Annotated in this window: 12 protein-coding genes; 2 read left to right on the plus strand and 10 right to left on the minus strand. The window is 68.2% G+C overall.

The window, feature by feature from the left end:
• Positions 1–70: 70 nt before the first annotated feature.
• A complete protein-coding gene (locus E8M83_RS15665; RefSeq protein WP_137174250.1) occupies positions 71–1,069 on the minus strand; it encodes an amidohydrolase family protein in 999 nt (332 codons plus the stop codon).
• A gap of 240 nt (positions 1,070–1,309) precedes the next feature.
• Here E8M83_RS15665 and E8M83_RS15670 point away from each other — a divergent pair, with 240 nt between their 5' ends.
• Positions 1,310–2,509 (plus strand): pyridoxal phosphate-dependent aminotransferase, encoded by a 1,200-nt coding sequence (locus E8M83_RS15670; RefSeq protein ID WP_137174251.1) that lies wholly within the window; start codon positions 1,310–1,312, stop codon positions 2,507–2,509.
• On the opposite strand, the gene E8M83_RS15675 is transcribed toward E8M83_RS15670, so the two are convergent.
• The 3 genes from E8M83_RS15675 to E8M83_RS15685 are packed head-to-tail and all read right to left on the minus strand — an operon-like array spanning position 2,506 to position 5,660.
• The gene (locus E8M83_RS15675) at positions 2,506–3,810 is read right to left on the minus strand and encodes an ATP-binding protein (RefSeq protein ID WP_137174252.1); all 1,305 of its coding nucleotides are present in this window, start codon (positions 3,808–3,810) and stop codon (positions 2,506–2,508) included. The genes E8M83_RS15670 and E8M83_RS15675 overlap by 4 nt on opposite strands.
• Positions 3,811–5,277 (minus strand): ATPase domain-containing protein, encoded by a 1,467-nt coding sequence (locus E8M83_RS15680; RefSeq protein ID WP_137174253.1) that lies wholly within the window; start codon positions 5,275–5,277, stop codon positions 3,811–3,813.
• Positions 5,277–5,660 carry a hypothetical protein gene (locus E8M83_RS15685; RefSeq protein WP_137174254.1) on the minus strand — a complete coding sequence of 128 codons (384 nt, stop codon included), beginning with the start codon at positions 5,658–5,660 and terminating at the stop codon, positions 5,277–5,279. Before E8M83_RS15685 ends, E8M83_RS15680 begins: the two co-directional genes overlap by 1 nt.
• Positions 5,661–5,930: 270 nt before the next feature.
• Between E8M83_RS15685 and E8M83_RS15690 the strand changes: the two genes are divergently transcribed.
• Positions 5,931–7,724: a DUF885 family protein gene (locus tag E8M83_RS15690; RefSeq protein WP_137174255.1), complete on the plus strand. Its 1,794-nt coding sequence runs from the start codon at positions 5,931–5,933 to the stop codon at positions 7,722–7,724.
• Positions 7,725–7,762: 38 nt separating this feature from the next.
• Here the strand turns inward: E8M83_RS15690 and E8M83_RS15695 are convergent, their stop codons facing one another.
• The 6 genes from E8M83_RS15695 to E8M83_RS15720 form a co-directional block, all read right to left on the minus strand.
• The gene (locus E8M83_RS15695) at positions 7,763–8,260 is read right to left on the minus strand and encodes a hypothetical protein (RefSeq protein ID WP_137174256.1); all 498 of its coding nucleotides are present in this window, start codon (positions 8,258–8,260) and stop codon (positions 7,763–7,765) included.
• On the minus strand, positions 8,257–8,793 hold the full coding sequence (gene def, locus E8M83_RS15700; protein ID WP_137174257.1) for a peptide deformylase: 537 nt from the start codon (positions 8,791–8,793) through the stop codon (positions 8,257–8,259). Before def ends, E8M83_RS15695 begins: the two co-directional genes overlap by 4 nt.
• Positions 8,790–9,680, minus strand: coding sequence for a UTP--glucose-1-phosphate uridylyltransferase GalU (gene galU / locus E8M83_RS15705; protein ID WP_137174258.1), 891 nt, complete (start codon positions 9,678–9,680; stop codon positions 8,790–8,792). Before galU ends, def begins: the two co-directional genes overlap by 4 nt.
• Positions 9,681–9,700: 20 nt before the next feature.
• Positions 9,701–12,016 carry an NAD-dependent DNA ligase LigA gene (gene ligA, locus E8M83_RS15710; protein WP_137174380.1) on the minus strand — a complete coding sequence of 772 codons (2,316 nt, stop codon included), beginning with the start codon at positions 12,014–12,016 and terminating at the stop codon, positions 9,701–9,703.
• Between the two features lie 39 nt (positions 12,017–12,055).
• Positions 12,056–13,360 (minus strand): cell division protein ZipA C-terminal FtsZ-binding domain-containing protein, encoded by a 1,305-nt coding sequence (locus tag E8M83_RS15715; RefSeq protein WP_137174259.1) that lies wholly within the window; start codon positions 13,358–13,360, stop codon positions 12,056–12,058.
• 198 nt (positions 13,361–13,558) lie between these two features.
• Positions 13,559–15,397: a PAS domain S-box protein gene (locus tag E8M83_RS15720; protein WP_137174260.1), complete on the minus strand. Its 1,839-nt coding sequence runs from the start codon at positions 15,395–15,397 to the stop codon at positions 13,559–13,561.
• Positions 15,398–15,428: the final 31 nt, after the last annotated feature.

A 15,428-nucleotide genomic window follows, 5' to 3' on the forward strand; every position in this document is an offset into this window, starting at 1 on the left:
ATGTTCGGGATTATTGTCGGCAGAATGTCGCGAAACTGTAAGTATCGGCCACGCGGCGGTTCGGCGCAGCTCAGCGCAAGTATGGCACCACATTGCGCGCCACGCGCGCCGTCTCGGCATCGTCCAGCGGCAGGCGCAGGAAGGCTTCCCAGCCGCTTGCCGCCTCCATCCCGGCGCCGGGCGGCGCGTCGGAACCGTACAGCACCCGGTCGAGACCCAGCTGGCGCAGGCGCCGCACCAGGCGCCGCGCCTCGTCGGCCGGCAGGTCGGACTGCACCACGGCCGCCACGTCGAACCAGACCTGGCGCATGCGCGGATCCTGGCGCGCAGCCGCTTCGGCCAGCACCGCCAACGCCTCGCGCGCCGGCGTGTCGCCAAACCCCGGGCCGTTGCCGGCCAGGTGCGATACCTGCACCGGCACGTCGGGCGCGAACGGCAGCACCTGTTCCAGCAGCACGCGCGCCTGCTCGGCGCCATACGGCCGCCCGAGCGCGCGCGAGGCACGCATGTCCATCACGATCGCCATGCCGCGCGCATTGGCGGCGCGAAATACCTGGCGCAGGCGCTCCACGTGGCCGGGCTGGTCGAGCTGGACGTCGGAGGCGGCGAAATCGAGCTTGATGGCGCGCCCGAAACCGGGGCTGGTGGCGCAGCGCCCAAGCTCCAGCAGCGCATAGTCCTTCAGCGGATTGAAGCTGCACAAGGCCACCAGGCGCTGCGGATGGCGCGCGGCCTGGGCCGCGATCCAGTCGTTCTCGGCGCGCACCCGCGCGTATTCGTGGTCGATGGTGCGCGCCGGCAGGCCATAGGCGTAGGCCGCCGACAGCACCGCCGCGCGCCGGATGCCGACCGCGTCCAGCTGCGCCACCAGTTCGTCGGCGTCGATCGGCGCCAGCGCCATCGAGGACGACATCCAGGCCGCCGCCGCGGGGCTGAACAGGTGCTGGTGGTGATCGGCGGCCGGCGTCGGGCGTGCGGGGACGGCGCTGGCGGCGACAGGTGCGGCGCAGGCCGGGCCGGATGCCGCCACTGCGATGGCGGCGCAAAAAATGGCGGTCAAGCGCCTCATGCGAACCTCGATGTCTGGAATCCCGGCCCATGTTAGCGCAATGCCACCACCCGCTGTCAAGGTTGTGGATTTCATTCCGATGGCATAGGATCGTCGGATTTTGCGCCGGCCATGCGCGATCGGCTGCACCCTGATCGCGCTGGCGGCGCTGCCGCTGATGCGGCGCATGACGGCCGCGCACCACGCGCAGGCATGAGCGCCTTCTAGTAAGATGGCGGGGTTTCCCATCCCGCCATCGCCATGTCTTTAACCACCCACCACTCCCAGCTCCAGGTCGCCCAGCGCGTGCACGCGATCGAACCGTTTCGCGTCATGGAGATGGTCAAGGCCGCCGCCGAACTCAAACGCGCCGGCCACGACGTCATCAGCATGAGCGTCGGCGAGCCCGATTTCACCGCGCCCGACATCGTCGCCAGCGCCGCGATCGAAGCGATCCGCGGCGGCGTCACCCAGTACACCGAGTCGCTCGGCCTGTTCGAACTGCGTGCGGCGATCTCGGGCCACTACGCTGCCACGCAGGGCCTTGACATCGATCCGCGCCGCATCGTGATCACCGCCGGCGCCTCGGCCGGCCTGCTGCTGGCCTGCGCTGCCCTGGTGTCCGAAGGCGACGAGGTGCTGATGCCCGACCCGTCCTATCCCTGCAACCGCCATTTCGTGGCCAGCTTTGGCGGCAAGCCGGTGCTGGTGCCGTCCTCGCACGAAGACCGCTACCAGCTCGGCGCCCACCACGTGGCCGAGCGCTGGACCGGGCGCACGCGCGGGGTGCTGGTGGCGTCGCCCTCCAACCCGACCGGCACCTCGATGACGCCACGGCAGCTGCGCGAGATGCTGGCCGCGGTGCGCGCACGCGACGGTTTCGCCATCGTCGACGAGATCTACCAGGGCCTGTCGTATGACCACCAGCCGATGAGCGCGCTGGCGCTGGACCCGGACGTGATCACGGTGAACAGCTTCTCGAAGTATTTCAATATGACCGGCTGGCGCCTGGGCTGGCTGGTGGTCCCAAACAGCCTGGTGCCGGTGTTCGAGAAACTGGCCCAGAACCTGTTCATCTGCGCGCCGACCGTGGCCCAGCATGCAGCGCTGGCCTGCTTCCAGCCCGAGGCGCTGGCCATTTTCGAACAGCGCCGGCGGGAGTTCCAGCGCCGCCGCGACTACCTGGTGCCGGCCTTGCGCGCACTCGGCTTCGGGGTGCCGGTGATGCCGGACGGGGCCTTCTATGTGTATGCCGACATCGACAGCGTGGCGCACGCACGGCGCGCCGACAGCGCGGCGTTCAGCATGGCGGTGCTGCACGACGCCCACGTGGCGATCGTGCCGGGCGACGATTTCGGGGTGGCGGCGCCGCAGCGCCATGTGCGGTTTTCGTATGCGACCAGGTACGAGCGGATCGAAGAAGCGGTGGCGCGCCTGCGGCGTTTGTTCGGGGCGGGCTAGTCCTGCATCGCGCCGGCCAGCATCTCGATCAACACTCCCGGCGCCACCGGCTTGACCAGGTAGCGGTCGAACCCGGCCGCCAGCGCGCGCTCGCGGTCTTGCGGCTGGCCGTAGCCGGACAGCGCGATCGTCAGCGGCCGCACGCCCGACGGCGCCGCGCGCAGGCGCGCCATCAGTTCCAGCCCGTCCAGGCCCGGCAGGCCGATATCGCACACGATCGCGTCGAAGCGCCCTTCCAGCGCCAGCGCCAGCCCGGCGTTGCCGTCGCCCGCGATCTCGACCTGGTGGCCTTCGACCTCGAGCAGCATGCGCAGCACGTCCGAGGCGTCCGCATTGTCTTCCACGATCAGGACGCGGCGCGCCGCGCCGGGCGTGAGCGTGACGCCGGGTGCGCTACTGCTGGACGCCGCCGCGCTCGACAAGGGCAGGCGCACCGTGAAGGTGCTGCCCTGCCCCAGCCCCGGGCTGGCCGCGCCAACGCTGCCGCCGTGCATGGTGACCAGGTTGCGCACCACGTTCAGGCCGACCCCGAGACCGCCCTCCGAGCGCGCCAGCGAACGCGGGCCCTGGGTGAACAGGTCGAAGGCGCGGCCGATGGTCTCGTCGGACATGCCGGAACCGTTGTCGTCGATGGTGACCATCACCCCATCGGCCTCGGTGGCGAGAGCCGACACGGCGATCCGTCCGCCGTCCTGGGTGTATTTGGAAGCATTGCTGAGCAGGTTGGTGAACACCTGGGTCAGGCGCACCCGGTCGCCCTCGACCACCAGATCGTCGGCCAGCGGCACAATGGCCAGCTCCTGGCCCCGTTCACGCACGCGCGGCATGACCGTCTCGGCCGCATGCTCGATCAGCTCGGCCAGGCGCAACGGCTCGATCGCGAGCGTGATCTTGCCGCTGCTCAGGCGGGCGGCGTCGAGCAGGTCGTCCAGCAGGCGCGCCATATGGCCGACCTGGCGCTGGATCACGCCGGTCAAGCGTTCGAGCGTGCCGGTGCTGACCGGCGAGCGCTCGAGGAGGCTCGCCGAAACGCTGATCGGCACCAGGGGATTGCGCAGCTCGTGCGCCAGCATGGCCAGGAATTCGTTCTGGCGGCGGTTGTTTTCCTCTGCGTCGTCGCGCGAGGTCTGGGCGTCGACCGCGGCCAGCACCAAGTGTTCATTGGCTTCGCGCAGGCTCGCGGCCAGGGCCAGGCTGGCCGCGAGGTCGCCGCGCAGCTGCGCGGTCTCGAGTTCCAGCGCCGCCAGGCGGAGCGCCAGGGTGCCGTCGTCGTTGCCTGGTGTCGCCGCCATGAGATTCATTCAGGGCATCCCACGCGAGATGGGCAAGCCGTGCAGCACGCCTTCGTACTCGGTGGAGACGGGTTCGATGTGGATGCCATCGTCGCCGACATGGAATTCGCGCAGGTCGGTGCTGTGGGCGCTGCCGCGCACCTTGACCACCGAGATGAAACGGCGCAGCTGGCCGCCGCTCTCGCCGAAGCGCATCAGGACGATGGCGTCGGTGAGATAGGCGATATCGGCCTGGCTGAACCTGAGCTGGGTGAAATCGTCGTCCAGGCCCATCGTCACCAGCACGCTCACTCCGCGCTTGGCCAGCGAGGACAGCATCTGGAACACGGTCGAACGCAGCTGGTTGCGGCCTTCCGGGGCCAGGTACAGCGCCAGCTCGGACAGAGAATCGACCACCACCCGACGCGCGCCGGTGCGGTCGATCGCTTCGTTCATTTCGTCGAGCAGCTCGTCGACCGTCAAGTCGATCTTGCGGCTTTCGACCATCTGCACGTCGCCGCTGGCAACCAGTTCGGCCAGCTCGGCATTGCGCAAGCGCGCAGCGCCCTTCTCGAAAGAAACCGCCACCCCCTTCTCGCCCAGGCGCGCGCCCTGTTGCAGGAAGCGGGTGCCGAGGATGGTCTTGCCGCAGCCGCTCGGGCCCGACACCAGCAGCGAATGCCCTTGCGGAAGGCCCCCGTTGAGCAGCGCATCGAGGTCGGGCGTGCCGGTCGGGATGCGCGCCGCGTCGCACTCGACACGCTCGCCCTGGTGGTGGTCCGCCGCCAGTGGCGGCAGGATGCGCGGGTAGACGCGGATGCCGTCGTCGGTGATGCGGAAGGTATGCGAGCCGCCCAAGTGGGCCTGGCCGCGCATCTTGACCACGCGCATCTTGCGCACCACTGAATTATCGTCATGGACCGGGGTCAGCGAAATCATGCCGTCGGCGACCGTCATGATCGGGCTGGCCTCGGCGTCGCCGTGCAGGTATTCGCCGATCAGGAAGGTGGTGGCCTGCCAGCTGGTCATGCGGGTACCGAGGTCCTGGATGAAATGCTGGAGGTCGGCCACGCCCTCGTTGCCGGCGCGCGCGGTCTGCGCCACCGAACGGAAGGAATCGACGAACACCAGGCTCGGCGAGAAATCCTCGACCTCTTTCATCAGGCGCTCGAGCACGCCACTGAAGTCGCCGGTGCGCAGGTCCTCGGCCAGGTTCACGTAGCGCACGCAGTTGCCGACCATGTCCATGTCGAAGAAGCTGTACTGCTGCTGGTAGCGCAGCATCTTGAGCGGCGGCTCGCCCAGCACCGTGAAGAACAGGGCGCGGCGCTCGTTGCTGGCCAGCGAAAACATGATCTGGTGGGCCAGCGTGGTCTTGCCCGATCCCGGCGGCCCGGCGATCAGGTTGAAGGAAAATTCGCTCAGCCCTCCCCCCAGGAGCACGTCGAGCCCCTGCACGCCCGTGCTCAGCTTTCCAAGGGATACTTTATCGCTCATTACTTGTGCTCCTGTGCATTCTTCTCTTCCCCGTCACGCGCGGCGGCATCGAGCAGGCGCCTCGCAAGCGCCTGGCCGATCAGTGACGCCAGCAACTCGGTAAACGTCTGGAGCAGTGCCGCGTGCGCGGCTTTGGCGTGGTCGGGTGCCACGCTGGCGAGCAGCTCGTCCAGCGCAGTGATTTGGGAGTCGCGGGTCTTGCAGGGCTGCGTCGCCGACAGCCATTTGAATTCGGGGCCGACAAGACGGCTTGCCCGTCCGTACAGCGCGCAAAAACCGCTGTCGCCGATGAGCGGGCCCAGCTGGTCGGCCAGGCGGCGCCAGGACTGGATCAGCTGGATGTGCTCCTCGGAACGCCCTGGGCCGCCCTTACTCGTCATCATGTCTGGGGTGAATAGCAATTGCAGCCGTTGTCATCATGAATAGTCCATGCACGCCGTGGTGCGGAGTCGCCGGACGCTTGGTCCACGACAGATTAACGAACATTATATCTTGGCTTTGTACACCTCTTGGGATGTGCACAGATTAAATGTGCGATGCGCAATGCGTCAATACAGGTATTTGCGATACAAAACATGCCATAGGCATGTGCCCATTTCCCCGCTAAGATGTGTATCGCCGAGCAATCATGCTCTTTATCAAGCAGAGGATCAATGGAAAAGAAGAAGCTGGGCGCCGTCGTCTCGACGGCCTTGATGGCAATGGGCCTGGCGCTCGCGCCGGCAGCCGCCTCGGCCACGCCGGCCACGCCGGCCGCAAGCGCGGCCGCCGGCGCCGATGCGCGGTTCAAGGACATCTACACCAGGGAGTGGAAGTGGCGCATTGCCGAGCGCCTGGCGCGCGACGAAAGCGCGCCCAATGCGAGCCCGGGCCATGCGCGGGTCGACGCCGCGGCGCAGGACGCGCGCCGCGTCTACTGGGCCGGCATCCTGAAGGAACTCGATGCGATCGCCCCGGGCGCCCTGTCGCCCGCGGAGCGCATCAACTTCGCCGTCTACCGGGCCCAGGTCGCGGCCCTGCACGACGCCCAGCGCTTCCGCGAATACGAGCAGCCGGTCAACGCCGACAGCGCCTTCTGGTCCGACATCGCCTATGCGGCGCGGCGCCCGCTCAAGACGGCCGACGAATACCGCAACTACCTGGCGATGCTGGACGGCCTGCCTGCCTACTTCGACCAGGAACTGGACAATATGCGCGCCGGCCTGGCGCGCGGCTTTACTCCGCCCAAGGTCACCCTGGCCGGCCGCGACGGCACCTTGAGTTCGGTGGCAGATGCAAAGACGCCGCAGGACGTGGTGTTCTACAACCCGTTCAAGCAGATGCCGGCCACGATCCCGGCCGCCGAGCAGGAAGCGCTGCGCCAGCAGGCGGTCGGCATCATCCAGGGCAAGGTGCAGCCGGCCTATGCCAAGGCCCTGGCCTACTTCCGCGACGAGTATGTGCCGAAGGCGCGCACCACGCTGGCCGCCCAGGACATGCCGGGCGGGAAGGAATACTACCAGTCGAAGATCGTCGAGTTCACCACGACCGACATGAGCGCCGACCAGATCCACGCGATCGGCCTGGCCGAGATGGCGAAGATCCGCGCCGAGATGCACGACATCATGAAGCAGGTCGGGTTCAAGGGCGACCTGCAGGCCTTCCTGCACTTCCTGCGCACCGATCCGCAGTTCTACGCCAAGACACCGCAAGAGCTGCTCAAGAGCGCGGCCTGGACATCGAAGAAGTTCGACGCCAAGGCCGACCAGTTCTTCGGCCACCTGCCGCGCCGCCGCTTCGCGATCATCCCGGTGCCGGACGACCAGGCGCCGTTCTGGACCGCGGGGCGCGGCGGTCCAGGCACCTATTGGGTCAATACCTATAACCTGCCGGCGCGCCCGCTATACAGCCTGCCGGCCCTGACCCTGCACGAGTCGGCGCCAGGCCATGCCTTCCAGATTCCGCTGGCGCAGGAACAGAAAGGCGTGCCGCCATTCCGCCGCGCCTATATCTCGGCCTATGGCGAGGGCTGGGCGCTGTACACCGAGCGCCTGGGCACCGAGATGGGCATCTACGAGACCCCGTACGAGGTATTCGGCATGCTGAGCTACCAGGCCTGGCGCGCCTCGCGCCTGGTGGTGGACACCGGCATCCACGCCAAGGGCTGGACCCGCGAGCAGGCGCAGGATTACCTGCTGCAAAATACCGCGCTGTCGAAGCACGAAGTGGAAACCGAGGTCGACCGCTATATCTCGTGGCCGGGACAGGCGCTGTCGTATTACCTGGGCCAGATGGCGATCCAGGAAGCACGCGCCCGCGCCGAGAAGGCGCTGGGATCTAAGTTCGACATCCGCCACTTCCACGACACAGTGCTGCAGGTGGGCTCGGTGCCGCTGCCGGTGTTGCAGCAGCGGATCGACCAGTTCATCGCGGATGGCGGGCCGAGTCCGTATCCGAAAGAGGGCTGATCGTCGCTTATGAAAAGGGCCGCATCGTGCGGCCTGTTTCATTTCTCGAACAGCTTGAATTTCAGCTGGAACGAGATGCCGCCGTACAGGCGATCCTTGTAGTTCGGGATGATCCCGACATTCACGCCGACCCGCTTGTACTCGTAGGTCAGGGTCGGGATCGCGCCCGGGAACCAGCCGCCATCGCGCGTCTTGGGGTAGCCGTCGAAGGCGGCGATCGCCAGGCCGACCCGCACCGGGCCGACCGCATACGGCTGCCAGATCACGCCCGCATAGTTCGACCAGGCACGGTCGCTGTTGTAGAAGCGGCCGGCGGTGGCGGTCATCGTGCCCTTGAAGCGATACTCGAGGGCCAGGCCCTTGTTATTGTCGTTCAGGTCCTTGTCGCCGTCGAAGTGGGCGGTGTAGAAGCCGGTGTCGACCCACAGTTCGCTGGTCGGCGACGAATCGATCCTGGTAAACAAATCAGCGGCGGTGGCAAGGGGCGCGGCCAGGCAGGCGCCGATAACAAACAGGGAATATAAAGCGCGGCTCAATCGTCGGCTCCGGGGTCGAGGTGGGGGAACATCACTTCGGTAAACCCGAAGCGGGAAAAATCGCGGATCCGCATCGGATACAGGATGCCCAACAGGTGATCCACTTCGTGCTGCACCACGCGCGCGTGGAAACCTTCGGCATCAACCACGATGCGCCCGCCGAACTGGTCGAAGCCTTCGTAGTGCAGGCGCGTGTAGCGCGGCACGCTGCCGCGCAGGCCGGGCACCGACAGGCAGCCTTCGAAGCCCTCTTCCATGTCTTGCGACACAGGCGCAAGCACGGGATTGATCAGCACCGTCTCGGGCACCGGCGGCGCGTCGGGATAGCGCGCGTTGCTGCCGAAGCCGAAGATCACCAGTTGCAGGTCGACGCCGATCTGCGGCGCGGCCAGGCCGGCGCCGTTGGCGGCGTGCATGGTCTCGAACATGTCGGCGACCAGGGCGTGCAGTTCCGGCGTATCGAATTGCGTGACCGGTTGGGCCACCCGCAGCAGGCGCGGATCGCCCATTTTCAGGATCTCGCGCACCGTCATGCCTGGCTCCCTTCGAGCAAACCGGCGAGCGAGGCGCGAAAGCCCTCGGCCGTCTCGGGGTGCTTGAGGCCGATGGCCGCGGTGGCCTGCAGATAGCCCAGCTTGGAGCCGCAGTCGTAGCGCTGGCCGGCGTAGCGGTAGGCCAGCACGCGCTCGGCCTGCATCAGGGCGGCGATGCCGTCGGTCAGCTGGATCTCGCCGCCGGCGCCCTTGCCCAAGGTCTCGAGGTAGCCGAAGATCGAGGGCGACAGCACGTAGCGGCCGACCACCGCCAGCGTCGATGGCGCATCGGCCGGCTGCGGCTTCTCGACGATGCCCGACACCAGTTCCAGCCCGGGGCGGTAGGCTGAGCTGCTCACGATGCCGTACTGGCGGGTGTGCTCGCGCGGCACGTCCTGCACCGCCAGGATGCTGCTGCGCTCGTACGCATACACCTCGGTCATCTGCGCCAGCACCGGTTTCTGGCCCGCGGCCGTGTCCATGAAGTCGTCCGCCAGCAGCACGGCGAACGGCTCGTCGCCGACCACCGGGCGCGCGCACAGCACCGCGTGACCGAGGCCCAGCGGCGACGACTGGCGGATGTAGATGCAGTTGACGTGCTTCGGGATCACCCCGCGCACGGTCTCGAGCAGGGCATGCTTGCCGGCCGCCTCGAGCTCGGACTCGAGTTCGTAGGCCTTGTCGAAATGGTCTTCGATGGCGCGCTTGTTGCGGCCCGTGATGAAGATCAGTTCAGTGACGCCGGCGGCCACCGCCTCTTCGACCGCGTACTGGATCAGCGGCTTGTCGACGATCGGCAGCATCTCTTTCGGCTGCGCCTTGGTCGCCGGCAGGAAGCGGCTGCCCAGGCCGGCGACGGGGAATACGGCTTTGCGGATCAGGTTCATGGGGTCCAGTGGTGACGGTGTTATGGTTGTCCGAGCAGGGCCAGCAGCGCCGCCTCGTCCAGGATCGCGACGCCCAGCTCCTCGGCCTTGGCCAGCTTGCTGCCGGCCTCCGCGCCGGCCACCACGTACGAGGTCTTCTTCGACACCGAACCCGAGACCTTGCCGCCGGCCTGCTCGATCAGCGCGCCGGCCGCATCGCGGCTCATGGTCGGCAAGGTGCCGGTCAGGACGAAGGTCTTGCCCGTCAAAGGGCCCTCGGGCGCGGCGGCAGCGGCTTCGGGCACCGAGTCGAGCAACGAGCGGCGCAGGGCCGCCAGCGACATCACCAGCTCCCGGTTCGCGCGCACCGCGATCCACTCTTCGAGGGCAGCAGCAACCGCTGCAGGCAAACCGAAAATGCCAAAGTCGGTGCGCACGCCGATGTCTTCCAGCGTCTGGCCGGCGTTGATCACCTGGCGCGCACGCGGCTCGGTCAGTTTCGGGATATCGAGCGCGGCCAGCAGCTTGATCTCGTCCAGCTTCTCGCGCAACTGCACTTTTGGCGGATGCTCGTCGCGCGGCCCCACGCCGGCCTTCAGCAAGGCATCCAGCGCGATCTGGTTCTTTTCCTCGGCAAAGAATTCGGCGATCGATTCGGCCACCGTGCTGCCGATGTCGGGCAGCACGCGCAGCAGCGCGGCCGGCGCGCGGCGCACCAGGGCCAGGCTGCCGAGCCAGTCGGCCAGGGTCTTGGCGGTCGACTCGCCCACGTGGCGGATGCCGAGCGCGAACAGCAGGCGCTCGAGCGGCGGCTGCCTGCTGGCCGCGATCGCCGCCAGCAGGTTGTCGGCCCATTTGGTGGCGACCTTGCCCTGCTTGACCGTCTCTGGCGTGGTGCCGTCGCGTTCGTCGGCCAGGCGTTTCATCTTGAGCAGGTCGTCCAGCGTGAGCGCGTACAGGTCGGCCACGCCCTTGACCAGGTTCGCCTCGACCAGGCTGTCGATATAGCGGTCGCCCAGGCCCTCGATATCCATCATGCGCCGGCCCGCGAAGTGGCGGATCGCCTCCTTGCGCTGGGCGGCGCAGGTCAGGCCGCCGGAGCAGCGTGCGATCGCTTCGTCCGCTTCGCGCACCACGTGCGAACCGCATACCGGGCATTGCTTCGGCAATTCATACACCGCCGGCGCGGGGCTCGGGCGGCGCTCCAGCACCACCGCCAGCACTTCGGGGATGACGTCGCCGGCGCGCCGCACGATCACGGTATCGCCCACCCGCACGTCCTTGCGCCGTACTTCGTCTTCGTTGTGCAGGGTGGCATTGGTGACGGTCACGCCGCCGACCGAGACCGGCACCAGGCGCGCCACAGGCGTGATGGCCCCGGTGCGGCCGACCTGGACTTCGATCGCCTGCACCGTGGTCAGGGCCTCTTCGGCCGGGAATTTATGGGCCAGCGCAAAGCGCGGCGCGCGCGACACGAAGCCCAGCGCGCGCTGGTCGTCGATGCGGTCGACCTTGTATACCACGCCGTCGATCTCGTAGGGCAGCGACTTGCGGCGCTCGCCGACGTCGCGATAAAAGTCGAGCAAGCCATCCTGGCCGATGACGACCTTGCGCTCCTTCGCCACCGGCAGGCCGAGGGCGTCGAGCCAGTCGAGCGTGGCCGAGTGGGTGTCAGGCAGTTCGGCGCCTTCGAGCTGGCCAACGCCATAGGCGAAGAAGCGCAGCTTGCGCAGGCGCGTGATGCGCGAGTCGAGCTGGCGCAGGCTGCCGGCGGCGGCATTGCGCGGATTGGCGAATTCCTTGTGGCCGCCGGCGCGCTGGCGCTCGTTCAGGGCCTCGAAGTCGCGCTTGAACATCAGCACTTCGCCGCGCACTTCGAGCACCTCGGGGACCTCGGCGCCGTGCAGGCGCAGCGGGATCACGTTGACGGTGCGGATGTTGCCGGTGACATCTTCGCCGGTATAACCGTCGCCGCGGGTCGCGGCCTGCACCAGGCGGCCATTCTCGTAGCGCAGGCTGATCGCCAGGCCGTCGAATTTGAGCTCGGCGTTATAGGCGACCTGGCGGGTTTCCAGGCCTTCGCGCACGCGGCGGTCGAAATTGTCGATGTCCTCGATGGTGAAGCCGTTGTTCAGCGACAGCATCGGCACCGCGTGGGTCACCTGGCTGAACTCCGGGATCGGGGCGTCCCCCACGCGCTGGGTCGGCGAGTCGGGGTCGAGCGCCTCGGGGTGCTCGGTCTCGAGCGCCAGCAGCTCGTGGTACAGCTTGTCGTACTCGGCGTCGGGGATCGTCGGTGCGTCCAGCACGTGATAGTTGTAGCTGGCGCGGTTCAGTTCCGCGACCAGCCATGCCATACGCTGCAGGTGATGCTGTTGCTCGGTCACGCGGATTCCTCAGCTGAACAGGCGCAGCGCGCGGGTCGAGCCGGCCGGGATGTCGGCCGCGTCCATCTCTTGATAGAAATCGACCACCTGGGCCTTGATCTCGTCGAGCGCCTCGTCCACCAGCGGCTGGTCGCCATCGTCGACGGTGGTCGCGTCCAGGCGCTGGGTCAGGCCGCGGGCCGCCTCCACCATGCGCCCGAAGCCGTCGCGGCCAGGGGCGACGCAAGGCACGTCGAGCAGCAGGGTCAGGCGCGACGTGGTGTCGGCGCCCAGCGTGACGTTGGTCGACAGGGTGAACAGCACGCCGCCCTCGCCGTCGGGCATCGCGAAGCGGCCGTCGGGACGCACGTCGAAGCCGGCATTCTCGAGCGCGCCGACCAGGGTCGACATCGCCCACGGCGCGCCATTCGCGGCCAGGTTCACGCCCAGCTGGGCGTCGTGGCCGGCCACGAAGCGGTGCAGGATGCGTGCCTCGCTCATCACCTCGATCATGTCCGGCACTTCCGGCTCGGCCCCGATCTCGTCGGCCACCGCGCGCAGGCGGGTGACCAGTTCGGAGTATTCGAGTTCGTTGAGGGCCGTGGTGCGGGTCGCCATCTGCACGCCGGCCTGCAGCTTGGTGTACACGCCGCCGTGCACGATCGGCTCCCATTCGCCGCTGACGGCGAAGCCGATGTAGTGGATCGGCTTGTTGCCGACGCGGCGCAGCTTCTGCAGGGTCGGCAGGATCTTGTCGCCACGGACCGGGGTCTCGAGCGACAGCGGGATCAGGCAGTCGATCAGCGGATCGACCAGGCATTCGGCCAGCTCGGCCGGCGGCATGCCGGGACGGGTGCCGGGCAGCGAGGCGGCCACCGCATCCTGGGCGGCGCTGGCGCCGGGGGCGCGGTAGGTGGTCGTCGGTGCGCCGGCGGGGACGGCGACCGGCGCTGCCGCCGAGGCTGCAACTGAGGCAACTGAGGGAGCCGAGGCTACGGCGACTGGCGCCGGCGCGGCCACGACCGGGGTCGGCGCGCCTGGCTCGTCCAGCTGCGGTTCCGGCTTCACGTCGGCCGGCACGAAGGCGTCCGCATCGAGCACGGGTTCCCTGGCGACGACTGGCGCCGCTTCTTGTTGGCCGGCGTCGAACACCGGCTCATGGCGGTCCACGGCGGGCGGCTGCTCGCCATCGCGCATCAGGACGTCGTCATGGTCGGAGGCAAAGGCGCGTTCGACGCTCTTGCGGGCCTTGTACTCCTGCCATTTGTTGTAGGTGATGACACCGACGACGAAGACGCCGCCGGCTGCGATCAGGCTCATTTGGAAATCAGTCATGCTGCGTGTGCCTCAATAGCGAAATTCGCGCCGGACCCGCCGACCTGCTTGGCCGGTTCTCGTATCCTGCGAAATGGTTAATTCGATCGGTTGCCATCCGTGCGGGCGCTCTCCCCACGAAAACTCATGCAATGATACCAACTCGCCCGCGCGGATGCCATGGATTGCACTGCATCCCCTTATTTGTTTTCCAGTTTGTCATGCCGCCTCCGGGGTGGCCGGCTGGCGGCAGGCGGGCAAGGCCACCACGATCTCGCTGCCCAGGCCCTCCCCGGCGCTCGCCGCGCCGACCCGGCCGCCGTGCAGCAGCACCAGTTTCCTGACCAGCGCCAGCCCGATGCCCAGGCCGCCCTGCGAGCGGTCCGGCGTGCGCTGCCCCTGGCGGAACAGTTCGAATACGCTGGCGACCAGTTCCGGAGCCATCCCGATGCCGTTGTCGCGCACCGTGATCTCGACCATCCCGTCCACCCGCGCCAGCCCGAGCACGATGCGCCCGCCCGGCGGCGTATACCTGGTGGCGTTCGACAGCAGGTTCGCCAGCACCTGGACCAGGCGCTTGCGGTCGCCGTGCACGCAGGCCCCGCCCGCGTCATCCTCGATCGAGAGCGCATGGCTGCGCGCCTCGATCAGCGGGCGCGCCTGTTCGATGGCCTCGTCGACCAGCTGGCGCGCCGCGATATCGTCCTGTTCGAGCGCGATCAGCCCGCGCGTCACCCGCGCGACGTCCAGCAGGTCGTCGATCAGGCCCGTCATGTGGGTGGACTGGCGCGCGATCACCCGTCCGATATGCTCGACCCGGTCCGGATCGTGTTTTGCCAGCGGCAGCAGCGACGCCGCGCTGCGGATCGGCGCCAGCGGATTGCGCAGCTCGTGGCCCAGCATGGCAAGGAACTCGTCCTTGCGCTGGTCCGCCTCGCGCAAGGCGTCCTCGGTCAGCTTGTGTTCGTGGATGTCGGTGCAGGTGCCCATCCAGCGCCCGATCTCGCCATTGGCATCGCGCACCGGGAGGGCGCGGCCGAGCACCCAGCGGTAGCCACCGTCACGGTGGCGCAAGCGGTACTCGATCTCGTAGGGTTCGCCCGTTTCCAGCGAGTGGCGCCACCTGGCCCAGGCGGCATCCTGGTCGTCCGGATGGAACATATCGTTCCAGCCCTCGCCGTCGGTCGATCCGGCCGGCACGCCGGTGAAGGCATACCACTGGTCGTTGTAGTAGTCGTGGAAGCCGTCGGCGCGGGTCGACCACACCATCTGCGGCATCGCGTTCGTAATCGCGCGAAAGCGCGCTTCGCTCTCGGCCAGCGCGCGTTCGGCGGCGCGCGTGGCCGAGATGTCGATCACCACCGCGAAGCCCTGGCCGCAATCGGCCATCAGGTTGCCGGCGCCGACCAGCACCGGGATCCGGCGGCCGTCGCGGTGCAGGTATTCCTTCTCGATCAGCGGCATCCGGCCATGCGTGCGCAGCCGCGCGAGACCGGCGTCGTCGGTCTCGCGCCATTCGGGCGGCGTCAGCGCGCGCCAGGAAAGGCCGCGCCGGCGATCTTCTTCGTCCAGGCCCAGCATCGTGAGAAAGGCGTCGTTGCAGTCGATGATGGCGCCGCCGAGGGTATACCGCACCACGCCGACCGGGCTCAGTTCGACCAGCCGCCCCAGCTCGCGGGTCGCCAGGTCGGCCTCCGGCGCCGGGCTCGATGCCACGCCCAGCACGCCGACGATCGCGCCATCGGCTTCGCATACCGGCGACAGGGCCAGCGCCACGCCGGATGGCGGCGCCGCCTCGGTACTGGCCTGGGCCAGGCTGCCGTCGAGGATGCGCGCAGCCAGTGCGCGCGCGCCAGGCGGCAGCGCAGCGGCGGGCACCCATGCATCGGCCGGCCAGGCGTCGGCCAGCAGCGCCGCCAACGCGGGGTTGGCGCAGGCCGTGCCGGTAGCGCCGTGCAGGATCAGCATGGGCGCGGGAGACGCGCGGATCAGCCGCAGCCCCTGCTCCAGGGCCGTGGGCAAGGTCGAAGGCTGAGTTGGACGGGGAAGGTCGATCATTGCAGGAAGCTGGTGCTGGGGGCCATGCCCG

It is taken from the genome of Massilia sp. HP4 (assembly GCF_005222695.1).
Classification (GTDB): Bacteria; Pseudomonadota; Gammaproteobacteria; order Burkholderiales; family Burkholderiaceae_D; genus Telluria.

Coding starts and splice junctions, on each gene's coding strand:
- galU (WP_137174258.1), bottom strand. CDS start 9,680: ATGAACCTGATCCGCAAAGCCGTATTCCCCGTCGCCGGCCTGGGCAGC.
- E8M83_RS15690 (WP_137174255.1), top strand. CDS start 5,931: ATGGAAAAGAAGAAGCTGGGCGCCGTCGTCTCGACGGCCTTGATGGCA.
- E8M83_RS15670 (WP_137174251.1), top strand. CDS start 1,310: ATGTCTTTAACCACCCACCACTCCCAGCTCCAGGTCGCCCAGCGCGTG.
- E8M83_RS15685 (WP_137174254.1), bottom strand. CDS start 5,660: ATGATGACGAGTAAGGGCGGCCCAGGGCGTTCCGAGGAGCACATCCAG.
- E8M83_RS15665 (WP_137174250.1), bottom strand. CDS start 1,069: ATGAGGCGCTTGACCGCCATTTTTTGCGCCGCCATCGCAGTGGCGGCA.
- E8M83_RS15720 (WP_137174260.1), bottom strand. CDS start 15,397: ATGATCGACCTTCCCCGTCCAACTCAGCCTTCGACCTTGCCCACGGCC.
- def (WP_137174257.1), bottom strand. CDS start 8,793: ATGACGGTGCGCGAGATCCTGAAAATGGGCGATCCGCGCCTGCTGCGG.
- E8M83_RS15680 (WP_137174253.1), bottom strand. CDS start 5,277: ATGAGCGATAAAGTATCCCTTGGAAAGCTGAGCACGGGCGTGCAGGGG.
- E8M83_RS15715 (WP_137174259.1), bottom strand. CDS start 13,360: ATGACTGATTTCCAAATGAGCCTGATCGCAGCCGGCGGCGTCTTCGTC.
- E8M83_RS15675 (WP_137174252.1), bottom strand. CDS start 3,810: ATGAATCTCATGGCGGCGACACCAGGCAACGACGACGGCACCCTGGCG.
- ligA (WP_137174380.1), bottom strand. CDS start 12,016: ATGGCATGGCTGGTCGCGGAACTGAACCGCGCCAGCTACAACTATCAC.